The sequence below is a fragment of the Pseudomonas sp. 09C 129 genome, from assembly GCF_002843625.1.
GTDB classification, from domain to species: domain Bacteria; phylum Pseudomonadota; class Gammaproteobacteria; order Pseudomonadales; family Pseudomonadaceae; genus Aquipseudomonas; species Aquipseudomonas chlororaphis.
Genome location: NZ_CP025261.1, coordinates 2,888,605 through 2,901,676 on the forward strand (window position 1 = coordinate 2,888,605; position 13,072 = coordinate 2,901,676).

Here is a 13,072-nt window from a genome sequence, read left to right on the forward strand (position 1 = left end):
ATGGCCGCTCCGCGGCCAGACCACCAGGCAACGCTTTTGCCCTTGGTGACCGCGAGCCCCTCTCACCCGCAAGGACGTCCCATGTTCAAGTTTCTGGCCCTGTTGCTGCTGTGTGTGGGTGCCACTGCCCAGGCGCAGACGGTGCTGCACGACGACCTGCCGCTGCGCTACCTGGAACAGGCCCCGGCCGATTCCCGCGACCGGCCTTTGGTGATTTTCCTCCATGGCTACGGCAGCAATGAAGAGGACCTGTTCGGCCTCAAGGATGGGTTGCCGGCGGATTACACCTACCTCTCGGTACGGGCGCCGCAGACCGTTGAAGAGGGCAGTTACCAGTGGTTTCACAAGCAGGGCGAAGGCGCTTACGACGGGGTGACCGCCGAGCTGGCCGACAGTGCGAAGCTGATCGACGAGTTCGTGCGGCAGGCGCTCGCCAAGTACCACACCCGCGCCGACCGGGTGTTCCTGGTGGGTTTCAGCCAGGGCGCGATCATGGCCTACGAGCTGGGCCTGCGCCATCCCCAGGCGGTCCGCGGGATTGCCGCCCTGAGCGGGAAGATCCTGCCGGTGCTGCGCTCGCAGCTCAAGAGCGGCGCGGGCCTGGAGCGGCTGGCGATCTTCATCGCCCATGGCACCGCGGACATGCGCCTGCCTTACAGCGACGGCTCCGAGGCCGACAGCCTGTTGCGCGGCCTGGGCCTGACTCCGCAATTCCATGCCTACCCGGGCATCGGCCATACCATCAGCGACACCGAGCTCCAGGACCTGAACCGCTGGTTGCTCAGCCTCAACCCTTGAAGCCGTGAACCCGCCGCGGCCGCTGTGCCGCTGCGCTTACTTGCCGACGATCTGGCTGACCAGCTTGTCGTGATTGGCCTTGTCGCCGATCCGCGAAATCACCTGCACCACCGCCATGCGGTTGCCCGAGCCGGCCAGCAGGGTGGAGCTCTGGGTCATGCCGCCGCCCTGGGTCGCGGTGCTGTCGATCTGGCGCAGGCCGAGGCCGCCGCGGGTCATGCTTTTTTCGCTCTGCTTGCTGAAGTCCGGCAGGGCCGCCGCCTGTTGCGAGAGGAAGCCCGACACCGCGCTGTCGAGGAACTGCGCGTCGTTGTCCTTGGCCTGCACCGCATCGGGGATCAGGTTCTGTGCGGCGATGACCACGGTCTTGGTGCTGGCGTTGGTGTACATAGTGCCAGTGGCGCCGGCGGTGCCGCTGGCTTCGTCGCCGGCCGGCAGCGGGTTGGCGATGAAGCCCTTGGGCAGGCTGAACTTGAACTTGCCGCCAAGCATCGAGACGGTCTCGACCTTGGCCTTGTTGTTCGTCGGCTGGGCCGCGGACACCTCCAGGGTGCTGAAACCGGCCAGCGCCGCGAGGACCAGGACCGCGGCGTGTTTACCGAACAGGGACATGCAGATTCTCCAGAGTGAGCGCGTTGGGGCGCGCATCTTCCCATGGCTGTCGCGGGGCACTCCAGCGGGATATGCGGTGGCGCGAAATTTCGGATAAAAGGCCGCGGGCGCGGCTTCGTGGGGCTTATCGGACGCTCCTCAACCCTGGGCAGAACGCGCCCCCGACGTCGCCAGCACCGCCCCGGCGATAATCAGCAACGCCGGCAACAGCAGCCACACACTGGCCGGGCTTTGCCCGATGACGATCAGCAGCAGGGTGGAGATCAACGGCGCCAGGTACGACAGCGCGCCGAGCGTGGCCAGGTTGCCGTGTTTGGTGGCGTGGTCCCAGGCGAAGAAGGCCAGGCCGACCGGGCCCAGCCCCAGGCCGAGGATCGCCAGCCATTGCTTGAGGTCCGGTTGCACCGGGCTTTCGAACATCAGGTGGCAGAGCAGCCCGGCCAGCGCCACCAGCCCGCAGATGCCGCCGATCAGGCTGCTGGGCACGCTGCTGAAACGGCGGTTGAGCACCGAGTAGCCGGACCACACCAGGGCGCAGCCGAACGCCGCCAGGTAACCCGCCACCGGCATCGCGCCGACCTGGCTGGAAGCGCGCTGCTGCATGATGAACGCGGTGCCGGCCAGCCCCAGCAAGGCACCGGTCAGTTGCCGGCCGCGCAGCGGTTCGCCGCCGGCCCTGGCCGCCAGTAACACGATCAGCAACGGCCAGAGGTAGGCGATCAGGCTGGCCTCGGCGGCCGGCGCGGCTTTCAGGGCGAAGAAATACAGCGCGTGGTAGGCAAAGATCCCGCCGAACCCCAGGGCCCAGACCGGCCAAGGCTGGCGCCAGCCACGAAAACCGGCGCGCCCCCGCAAGCCGAGCAATACCAGGCTGGCGCCGCAGGCCACGGCAAAGCTCAGGGCTAGCAACTGGAAGGGGGGAATGCCGGCGGTGAGGGTGGTCAGCAGCGCCAGGCATGACCAGAGGAACACCGCGATCACGCCGATGGCGGTGGCGGCGCCGCTGCGGGAGGGGGCGAGGCGGGTTGAGTGGATCGCGGTCATAGACACACCGAGGCAAGGGCGGTGTGGCCAGCATAGAAGCCGCCGCGACGGCGGTATTGATCAGGCCTGCCGAACTCTTGTCGCAGCCTGCGCCTGGGCGTCGCGAGCGGCCTTGCGCAGGGCGGCCGGGGTCTGGTTGCGCGCCTTCTTCAAGGCGTGGGTCAGGGCACTCTGATCGGCGTAGCCGACCCGCTGGGCGATCTCGCTGATGGGCAGCAGGGTACGGCCGAGCAGGTCGATGGCGCGGTCCAGGCGCAGGGTCGAAATGTAGGCGAAAGGCGTGCTGTGCATGTCCCGCTCGAACAGCAGGTACAGGCTGCGCTCGCTGACCCCCGCGGCCTGGGCGATGGCGCGGGCGCTCAGCGGGCTGCCCAGGTGCTGCTCGATGTAGGTCAGGGCCCGCACCAGCGTCTGGCGTTGCGGCGCGCTCGGCGTCGGGCGGGCCAGGCAGGCCAGCAGCAGGGCGCTCCAGGCGCTGGCGACCGGGCTGGAGGAGCTGAGCAACGCGCCGCTGTGGCTGGCATAGCCGAGCAGGTGGCGGATCTGCGGGTCGATGGCGAAGAAGCGGCTATCGGCCAGAGGCGCCTCGTTGCCGGCGCTATCCAGGTCGAGCACCAGAAAGGTGTTACGGCGCTCGGCCAGGAAGCTATGCCGGGCTCCCGGCGCAATCACCACGCCCTGGCTGGCATCGACCTTGCCGCCACGGCCGTCCACCTCGATTTCCATCGCCCCCGACTGCGGCAGCACGATCTGCGGAAAATCGTGATGGTGCAGCTCGACCTGCCCGGAATACGAACGCATCGCCAGGGCGACAGTGGGTTGGGCTGGAGTGTTCATGGCGCGGCTCCGCGGATGGCTGCCCCGCATCATGCCTGAAAACACTGGCGCTGTAGGAGCGGCCGGTCGGTGCAGGGTGGTTTGGGAAAAGGGGCCGGCTCATCTGTGGTGGTGACTGATATGCCGCTATCGCGAGCCAGCTTCGCTCCTACAGAGGCAGGCTGCAAAAGGCCGGAGCAGGGCGCTATCAAGGCTTGGGCCGGTTCGCTGAAACGTCTAAGCTGGGCCACCGTTCCAGCCTTCCGGATGCCCGCGTGAAATTCACCCTCCCGAAAATCGGTACCGCCCCCTTTTGCCCGCCGGAAGTCGCCGGCACCATAGTCGTCGATCCCAGCGCGCCGTTGTTCAAGCGCATCCTGCGCTTCGCCGGCCCCGGCCTGCTGATTTCCATCGGCTACATGGACCCCGGCAACTGGGCCACCGCCATCGAGGCTGGCTCGCGGTATGGCTACAACCTGCTGTTCGTGGTGCTGCTGGCGAGCCTCGCGGGCATGGCGGTGCAATGCCTGTGCTCGCGCCTGGGCATCGCCACCGGGCGCGACCTGGCGCAGCTCTGCCGGCAGCGCTACAGCACCCGCACGGCGCGCACCCAGTGGCTGCTGGCGGAGGTGTCGATCATCGCCACCGACCTGGCCGAGGTCCTGGGTTGCGCCCTGGCGTTCCATCTGTTGCTCGGCGTTTCGCTGACCACCGGGATTGTCATCACCGCCTTCGACACCCTGTTGATTCTCGCCCTGCAGAACCGCGGCTTCCGCCGCCTGGAGGCGATCATGCTGGTGCTGGTGGGCACCATCGGCCTGTGCTTTTTCGTCGAACTGCTGTTGATCAAACCCTACTGGCCGGACGTGGCGCGGGGCTTCACGCCGTCGCTGGCGGCAATCAGCGAAGCCGCGCCGCTGTACCTGGCGATCGGTATCCTCGGCGCCACCGTGATGCCGCATAACCTGTACCTGCACACTTCCATCGTGCAGACCCGCCTGGTGGGCCGGGACGAGGCCAGCCGGCGGGATGCGATCAAGCTGGCGCGCATCGACACCATCGGCTCCCTGGCCCTGGCGCTGCTGGTCAACGCAGCGATCCTGATCCTCGCCGCCGCGGCCTTCCACGGCACCGGGCACACCGAGGTGGTGGAGTTGCAGGACGCCTATCACCTGCTCGACCCGCTGGTGGGCGGGGCGCTGGCCAGCGTGCTGTTCGGCGTGGCCTTGCTGGCCTCGGGGCAGAGCTCGACCTTCACCGGCACCATCGCCGGCCAGGTGATCATGGAGGGCTACCTGAACCTGCGCCTGCCGTGCTGGCAGCGGCGCCTGATCACCCGCGGCCTGGCGCTGGTGCCGGCCTTCGTCGGCGTGTGGCTGATGGGCGACGGCGCGGTGGGCCAGTTGCTGGTGCTGAGCCAGGTGGTGCTCAGCCTGCAACTGCCGTTCGCCCTGTACCCGTTGATCCGCATGACCAGCGACCCGCAGTTGATGGGCGTGTTCGTCAACCGTTGGCCGACCCGCATCCTCGCCTGGAGCCTGTTCGCCGTTATCAGCGGCGCCAACGCCTGGTTGATCGCGCAGTTGGTGATGTAAGCCGCAAGTGGGGGGCCCTTGATCCAGGTGAAACAGCAGCCCTTGGGCCCAGATACAAGTGATGTCGTCAGGCCGGACTCGATCAGGTGTCGATACACCAAGTTCTCGATATCAGGATGTCCGGTTTCATTGGATCAATGCCAACCCATTCTGGGTAGGCAGTACTTCCACAGGCAATACGGATTTCGGCGCGATGCTTGAACTGAGTGGCAAGTTCTAGAGCAAGTGTCAGTTCAGCGCTTCATTGTCTGCGTCAGCACTACGACTCTCGGCATTCTCTTGTCGAGCCAGGCAGGCGCAACTTGCTCTTCGACAACTACCCGGGCTGAGTGGGTTGGAGAGTCGGTGGTGTGATATATCAAGTTGACCCTGTTGATCGGCTCATTCATCGCTGGGTTAGTATCGGATTGCCATCACTTGTTATATCTACTCGGCGTGCTACGACGCCGGATACTCTTTGCACATATATTGAAACAAATTCCGTTATTGCGACGGCATACCGCTCGCTCGTATTGGCACCCTCCATACGGTTGTCCCCGATTCTATATAGCTATTGCTTGCGTTTGAGGACTTGGGTTCTTGCAGGTGGGTAGCGCCCCAGCGTGCTCCGACGACAGGTGTCTGAATATTCTTTTAAGGAATTTCTTATGTCCTTAGTCAGGGAATGCGCGAAACAATTATAAAACTGAACTCGCCCATCATTCATGGATCGTGGATGGCTAGTTGGGCTGATGAACTTGAAATATGCCTGTCAGCCCTTTGTATTCATCGATTCTGCCGCCACAGATCCAGCAACTTAACAGCCCGGCAGACTCAATGAAGTCATATGGCCCGGTGTCAGCAAAGTCCGCTTCATACATCTGAAGTCGGTTCGCCTGTCCCCCTTGCCATCTCCTTAATGAACGCGACAGCCAAGTTGCCCAGGCATCCTCTGTCGCCATCCGATAGTGCATCCATAACTCCCTCATGGGGGAGCAATTGTGGCCCCGGTATTTACCTCGAGATTACTTCGGGGTGGGGCTTTTTTCTTCTGAAAACAGGGAAAGACTCAAGTCTGTTCCTGTTTTCGGGGGGGCGATAAAGCAGAAAAGGAACAGCATCATGAATCATGTCTATCGTATCGTTTTCAATCGTGGCCTCGGCCTCTGGCAGGTCGTCGGTGAGCACACTCGCAAGCAAGGAAAACGTGGTGGCCGCTCATCTCCGCGCAAGCACCGCCCGGCCGTCCGTACACCGGTATCGGCTGCTGTCATGGCATTCGCCTCTCTCGGAACGCTCCCGACACTTGCCCTGGCCGCGTCGATCACGGGCAGCGGTGATGTCGCCCCCGCGTTGCCCGCGGGGCCGGTGACGGAATGGAATGTCTATGATGTCCTTCACATCGGCCAGCAGGGCGCCGGCACCCTGACCGTCAGGGACGGAGCAAAGCTGTTCAGCTTTACCAGCAGAATCGGCACAGAGAGCGGAAGCCAGGGCAGCGTGACCATTGCCGGCGCCGGCTCGACATGGACCCATGCGGGCCATCTCATGATCGGCGCGGCAGGTCACGGAACACTGAATGTCGAGGATGGTGGTCAGGTCTCCAATGACTTCGCCAGTATTGGCGACCAGGCGGGGAGCTTCGGCCTTGCCCGGATCACGGGGGGCTCGACCTGGAAAACGTCCGCCTTGTGGGTGGGCCAGCGCGGCCAGGGCGAGCTGATTGTCGATGGAGGCAGCAAGGTCAGCAGCGCCCTTCCAGGCTTCATTGGAGCCGAAGCTGGAAGCGAAGGCATCGCAACGGTGTCCGGACCAGGATCGAGCTGGTCGATGACCGCTTTCGGTAACGATGGAAGGCTTGAGATCGGAGGGGGCGGCACCGGCACGCTGAACATCCTGGATGGTGGCAGCGTCGTCAGTAAGAACGGCGTCATCGGCCTATCAAAGGGCAGCAAGGGGGCCGTCAAGGTGTCGGGACAGGGCTCGAGCTGGTCGATGACCGCTTCCGGTAACGATGGAAGGCTTGAGATCGGAGGGGGCGGCACCGGCACGCTGAACATCCTGGATGGTGGCAGCGTCGTCAGTAAGAACGGCGTCATCGGCGTATCAGAGGGCAGCAAGGGGGCCGTCAAGGTGTCGGGACAGGGCTCGAGCTGGACGAATCTCGACCCGCAGGATGCCAGCAAGCCCGTTTCGCTGCTCATTGGCTCCTCGGGCACCGGGACCCTGCTCATCGAGGACGGCGGTCGGGTATCCAACTACCGCGCTTTCGTTGGCTACAATGCGCAAGGCTCGGGTGCGGTCACCGTGACCGGCCAGGGTTCGCTCTGGAACAACTCTTCCGATCTGTTAGTCGGAGGTCAGGGAAAGGCAAGGCTGGACATCCGCGATGGCGGCACGGTCACCAGTTTCACTGGCGTCCTCGGTTCCGACGTGGGCAGCCGTGGCGATGCTTCTGTGTCAGGGCCGGGATCGACCTGGACCAATCGGATCTCTCTCTACGTCGGCAGTCAGGGTGAAGGTGTCCTGGACATCGAGAACGGGGGCAAGGTGACCAGCGCGGGCGGCGACGTGGCCAGAGAGGCCACCGGCAAAGGGACGGTCAGGGTGTCTGGTCCAGGGTCTGCCTTGGAGAACGAGGGCAGCCTCTTAGTTGGCACCCGTGGCACCGGGACGCTCACGATCGAGAACGAAGGCAAGGTTTCCGTCCATAAGTATGATGCAGCCATCGGTATCGCTAAAGGCGGCACCGGTGCGGTCCACGTCACCACGAATGCAAGTTTGGAGGTTCACGACCAACTGAACGTGGGCGTGGCCGGCAACGGTACGCTGACCGTCGAGCAGGGCGGCCGGGTGTCGAGTGCCAGGACAGACATCGGTCTCCTGGACGGCAGCATCAGTACCGCCACCGTCGCCGGCGCGCATTCCTCGTTGACGACCGACGAGCTGAACATCGGTTTTGTCGGCAAAGGCACGCTCAATCTGGTGGACGGTGGCGTCGTATCGGCCGACGCTGTCTATCTCGGGAGGGATGCGGGTTCCTCCGGCACAATCAACATCGGCTCGGCGGCCGGTGAGGCGGCGACCCAGGCGGGTATTCTGGATACCGGCAAGGTCAAGTTCGGCAAGGGCAGTGCGACGATCAATTTCAATCATACGGATACGAACCATACGTTCGGCGCCGAGCTCGTCACCACGAACGCCGGCTACTCCGAGTTGAATCAGATCGCAGGGGTTACCCGCCTGACTGGCGACAATGCCGAGTACAGAGGCATGACGATGGTATCCAATGGGACGCTGGTCATTGCGGACCGGATAAGAGGATCGGCCCGGGTGACCGGCGGGACCCTGCAGTTCGGCGACGGCAATTCGGGCCGCGAGAGCCAGTTGGGCGATCTCTCGGTCAGCGGTGCGGGCAGCACGCTCGCGGTGAAGGGGCCTGCCACCCTCGACCTGGCATATGACCTGGCAATGGCCGATCAGACGGTACTGTCCATTACTGCCGATGCGCAGGAGCCCGCCGTGCAGGCGCAGCACATGACGCTGGGCCAGGATGTCACGTTCAATCTGAACGGCATCAGCGAGGCGAGCCAGCTCGACAAGGTGCTGATAGACACCCGGACCGGCATCGACGGCGACTTCGGCAAGATCACGGTGGGCGGTTTCAATGGCACGGTGGACTACCTCACCGTCAATACGCGCAAGTCGGACGACCAGAAACAATACCTGGCCAGTTACGGCCTGAGCTGGACCGCGGGCAACAACCTGGCCCACGGTACGTTCACCCTCGCCAGCCTGACGGATGCCTTCGATGTCGGTGTCGCGCTGGCCGACCAGGCCGCCAACCCCGCCACCGGCTGGAACGGCAAGGCCCTGACCAAGACAGGGCTCGGCACCCTGGTGCTTTCGGCCGACAACACCTACAGCGGCGGGACCACCATTGCCGATGGCACCTTGCAACTCGGCAATGGCGGGAACACCGGTTCGATCGTTGGCGATGTACTCAACCACGGCGCACTGGCCTTCAATCGCAATGACAGCCTGACGTTCACGGGCGCCATCTCTGGCACGGGCCAGGTGATCCAGATGGGCAGCGGCACCACGCTGCTCTCCGGCGACAACAGCTACAGCGGTGGCACGACGCTGGCGGGCGGCACTTTGCAGGTCGCACGGGACGCGAACCTGGGCGATGCCGCCGGCGGCCTGACGTTCACCGGCGGTACGCTCAAGACGACCGACAGTTTCGACACCGGTCGCAGCATGCTCCTGTCCCGGACCGGGCAATTCGACGTGGCCGACGCCAGTGTGCTTGGCCTGACCGGCAAGGTCTCGGGCAGCGGCGACCTGCTCAAGCGCGGGGAGGGTACGCTGCGTCTGGACAATGCCGCCAACGCCTATGGCGATACCCTGGTCCAGGCGGGCACCCTGATCGGCAATGCCGCTTCGATTTCCGGAAACATCGGCAATGCCGGCACGCTGGTCTTCGACCAGGCCAGCGACGCAGGCTTCGCTGGCAACATCGCCGGGCTCGACGACAGCAAGGGGCAAATGGTCAAGCAGGGCGCAGGCAACCTGACGCTCGGCGGACATTCGTCGCTCGACTGGTCGATCCGCTCGGGCGGCCTGGCCTCGGCGGCCGAGCGTTTCAGCGGCAACGCGGACATCGCGTCCGGCGCCCACCTCGCATTCGAGCAGAAGAACGATGCCGCCTATGCGGGCACCCTGTCCGGTGCGGGCCTGTTCGTCAAAGGCGGCAGCGGCGCGCTGCTGCTGAAAGAAGACAGCGCGGGCTTCACCGGCCTGACCCGTGTCGAAGACGGCAAGCTGGTGGTGAATGGCAAGCTGGGTGGCTCGATGCAGGTACTGGCGGGCAGCACCCTGGCCGGCTCGGGCACGATCGGCTCCGGTGCCGGTTCGACCGTCACCATCGCCGAATCGGCCAGCCTGTCGCCGGGCAACTCGATCGGCACGCTGAAAGTCGATGGCGACCTGGTCTTCCAGAAGGGCTCGCGCTTCGTCGTCGAGGTCGATCCGGACAGCAAGGACTCCGATCTGGTCCACGTCAGCGGCAATACCGTGCTCGACGGGGGCACGGTTGCCCACATCGGCGCGACAGGCAACTACAAGCTGCGCTCTACTTACACCATCCTGGCCTCGGACAAGGGGCTTGGCGGTACGTTCGACGAGGTGACTTCCGACTTCGCTTTCCTGGACCCCAAGCTGCTCTACAACTATGACCTGGGGACCGTCGACCTCAGCTTCACCCGCAAGGACCGGGCGTTCGCCTCGGTGGCCATGACTCGTAACCAGACCGCGACGGCCAACGCCATCGACTCGATCGGCTTCGATGCCGGACACGCCGTCTACGATGCGATCGCACAGCTTCCTGACGACCATGACCTGATCCGCGGCAGCTTCGATCAACTGTCGGGTGAAATCCATGCGTCGATGAAGTCGGCCCTCATCGAGGAAAGCCATATCGTCCGTGATGCCGCCACCGATCGCCTGCGTGCCGCCTTCGGCGATGTGGCCGCCGCTTCTTCGCCGGTCATTGCCTATGAAGACGGGCAGCAGCAACTGGTCAGCCCGACGACCGAGCGCGCCGCCGCCTGGGCTCAGGGATTTGGCGCCTGGGGCCACACCGACAGCGATGGCAATGCCGCGGCGCTCAAGCGTTCGACCAAAGGCATGCTGGTGGGCGCCGATGCACCGGTCTTCGATACCTGGCGACTCGGTGTGCTCGCCGGTTATAGCCGCACCAGTGCCGATGTGGCGCAACGCTCCTCCTCGGGCAACAGTGACAACTACCACCTGGGCGCCTATGCCGGCACCCGCTGGAACCTGCCGCAAGGCACGCTGGGACTGCGCACCGGTCTGAGCCATACCTGGCATCAGATCGAGACCAGCCGCTCGGTTGCGTTCCCCGGCTTCTCCGACAAACTGAAAGACGACTACCGGGCTGGAACGCTCCAGGCCTTTGGCGATCTGGGCTACCGCATCGACATGCCATCGGTGTCCCTCGAACCCTTCGTCAACCTGGCGCATACGCGCCAGCGCAGCAAAGGTTTCTCCGAGCGAGGAGGGGCCGCGGCGCTCCATGGCAAGGCACAGAGCACCGATACCACGTTCACGACGCTGGGCCTGAGGGCGTCGACGAAACTGGATGTCGCCGGGATCGAAACCACCGCCCGCGGCTCGCTGGGCTGGCGACATGCCCTGGGCGATACCACGCCGCTGTCGACCCATGCCTTCTCGGCCGGCAACGCCTTTACCGTCGCGGGCGCTCCACTGGCCAAGAACGCCGCGCTGGTCGAAGTGGGGGCCGACGTGGCGATCACCCCCTCTACCAGTCTCGGCCTGTCCTATGACGGGCAGTTCACCGGCAGCACGCGTCAGCACGGCCTGAAGGCAAGCCTCAGTATCAGGTTCTGACGATGAGGGGGCCGCCTCTGTCTTGGGGGCCAGACGCATAGGCGCCCGGAAGTGCTTTCTTCTGTGCAGCAGCCGACCCAGGCCCGCCTGGGTCGGCTGCATCGCCTTGCAAGCCCGTTGCGACTCAATCCAATGCCTGGGCAGCGAACCGCGCCACCTGGGCATCCTCCCCGGACTTGACCCCGGACACCCCGACCGCGCCGATCACCTGGCCGTCGAACACCACCGGCACGCCGCCTTCCAGCGAGGTCAGCAGGGGCGCCGAGAGAAACGCCGTGCGTCCGCCGTTGACCATTTCTTCATAACCCTTGGACTCGCGCCTCCCGAGGGCCGCGGTGCGGGCCTTTTCCACGGCGATGTAGGCGCTGACCGGCGCGCAGCCGTCCAGGCGTTCGAGGGCCAGCGGATGGCCGCCGTCGTCGACGATGGCGATGCTCACCGCCCATTGGTTGCGTTCGGCCTCGTCCCGTGCGGCGATCAGGATGCGCTGGACTTCGCGCTGACCCAGTACGGCTTTGCTGTGCATGGCGTGCTCCTTTCAGGGCGTAGCTGATTGATGGGAAGCATTCAGGGGTGGCAGGGCGGCCTCGACCAGTTCGATCCAGTGCCGCACCGGGGTACGCCCGGCGCCGTCGAGGTGGGTCTGGCAGCCGATATTGGCGGTGGCTATGACTTCGGGCCGGCCGCTTTCCAGGGCATTGAGCTTGTTGTCGCGCAGTTGCCGCGCCAGCTCGGGCTGGGTCAGCGAATAGGTGCCCGCCGAACCGCAGCACAGGTGGCTGTCGGGCACCTCGGTGAGCTCGAAGCCCAGGCGCTTGAGCACGGCCTCCACCGCGCCGCCGAGTTTCTGCGCGTGTTGCAGGCTGCACGGGCAGTGGAAGGCCAGGCGCTGGTCGCTGTGGGCGTGCAACTGTTCCAGCGGTTCGTCGCGCAGCACTTCCACCAGGTCCCGGGCCAGGGCACTGACCCGCTCGGCGCGGGCGGCATAACGCGGGTCGTGGGCCAGCAGGTGGGCGTAATCCTTGATAAAGGCGCCGCAGCCGCTGGCGGTCTGCACCAGGGCTTCGGCGCCGTTTTCCAGGTGCGGCCACCAGGCGTCGATATTGCGCCGGGCCCGCTCCAGACCGGCCTCCTGGGCGTCCAGGTGGTAATCCACGGCGCCACAGCAGCCGGCTTCGCTCACGGCTTGCACGGCGATGCCCAGGCGGTCGAGGACCCGCGCCGTCGCCGCATTGGTACTGGGCGACAGGCTGGCTTGCACGCAGCCTTCCAGCAGCAAGACACGCCGCGCGTGGGCCGTGGCCGGACGTGTCTTGGCCGGCTGCACCTGGCGCGGCAGCTTGCCTTGCACGGCCTCGGGCAGCCACGGACGCAAGGTGGCGCCGGTACCGAGCAGCGCCTTGAACAGCGCCGGGTTCGGCGCCAGGGCGCGCAGGCCCTGGCGCAGCAGGCGCTGGCCGAGGGGCCGGGGCACGGCGGCATCGACCACGGCGCGGCCGATGTCCAGCAGGTTGTGGTAATCCACTCCGGACGGGCAGGTGGTTTCGCAGTTGCGGCACGACAGGCAGCGGTCCAGGTGCAGCTGGGTCTTGGCCGTGGCCTGGTGGCCTTCCAGCACCTGCTTGATCAGGTAGATGCGCCCCCGCGGCCCGTCCAGCTCATCGCCCAGCAACTGATAGGTGGGGCAGGTGGCGTTGCAGAAACCGCAGTGCACACAGGTGCGCAGGATGCTCTCGGCCTCCGCGGCGCGGGGCAGCTGGCGCGCCTGTTCGCTCAAGGTGGTTTGCATGCTTGGG

The 13,072-nt window shown here is 65.3% G+C and carries 8 protein-coding genes; 3 read left to right on the forward strand and 5 right to left on the reverse strand.

All coding sequences use genetic code 11. The features are described 5' to 3' along the window. Positions 1-81 precede the first annotated feature (81 nt). Positions 82-798: an alpha/beta hydrolase gene (locus tag CXQ81_RS13145; RefSeq protein ID WP_101337417.1), complete on the forward strand. Its 717-nt coding sequence runs from the start codon at positions 82-84 to the stop codon at positions 796-798. A gap of 36 nt (positions 799-834) precedes the next feature. Here CXQ81_RS13145 and CXQ81_RS13150 read toward each other — a convergent pair whose 3' ends face one another. The 3 genes from CXQ81_RS13150 to CXQ81_RS13160 form a co-directional block, all read right to left on the reverse strand. After that, on the reverse strand, positions 835-1,410 hold the full coding sequence (locus tag CXQ81_RS13150; protein WP_101337418.1) for a hypothetical protein: 576 nt from the start codon (positions 1,408-1,410) through the stop codon (positions 835-837). Between the two features lie 138 nt (positions 1,411-1,548). Continuing rightward, entirely contained in the window at positions 1,549-2,454 is a 906-nt protein-coding gene (locus tag CXQ81_RS13155) for a DMT family transporter (RefSeq protein ID WP_101337419.1), read from the reverse strand. Positions 2,455-2,514: 60 nt separating this feature from the next. After that, positions 2,515-3,291: an AraC family transcriptional regulator gene (locus CXQ81_RS13160; protein ID WP_101337420.1), complete on the reverse strand. Its 777-nt coding sequence runs from the start codon at positions 3,289-3,291 to the stop codon at positions 2,515-2,517. Between the two features lie 254 nt (positions 3,292-3,545). On the opposite strand from CXQ81_RS13160, the gene CXQ81_RS13165 reads away from it, so the two are divergent. Together CXQ81_RS13165 and CXQ81_RS31340 are read left to right on the forward strand one after the other, a co-directional pair. Continuing rightward, positions 3,546-4,865, forward strand: coding sequence for an Nramp family divalent metal transporter (locus CXQ81_RS13165; RefSeq protein WP_101337421.1), 1,320 nt, complete (start codon positions 3,546-3,548; stop codon positions 4,863-4,865). Positions 4,866-5,966: 1,101 nt separating this feature from the next. Continuing rightward, positions 5,967-11,276, forward strand: coding sequence for an autotransporter domain-containing protein (locus tag CXQ81_RS31340; protein ID WP_218244947.1), 5,310 nt, complete (start codon positions 5,967-5,969; stop codon positions 11,274-11,276). Positions 11,277-11,400: 124 nt separating this feature from the next. Here the strand turns inward: CXQ81_RS31340 and CXQ81_RS13175 are convergent, their stop codons facing one another. Both CXQ81_RS13175 and glcF read right to left on the reverse strand, forming a co-directional pair. Then, positions 11,401-11,802, reverse strand: coding sequence for a heme-binding protein (locus CXQ81_RS13175; RefSeq protein ID WP_009043124.1), 402 nt, complete (start codon positions 11,800-11,802; stop codon positions 11,401-11,403). A gap of 12 nt (positions 11,803-11,814) precedes the next feature. Continuing rightward, positions 11,815-13,065 (reverse strand): glycolate oxidase subunit GlcF, encoded by a 1,251-nt coding sequence (gene glcF, locus CXQ81_RS13180; protein WP_101337423.1) that lies wholly within the window; start codon positions 13,063-13,065, stop codon positions 11,815-11,817. Positions 13,066-13,072: the final 7 nt, after the last annotated feature.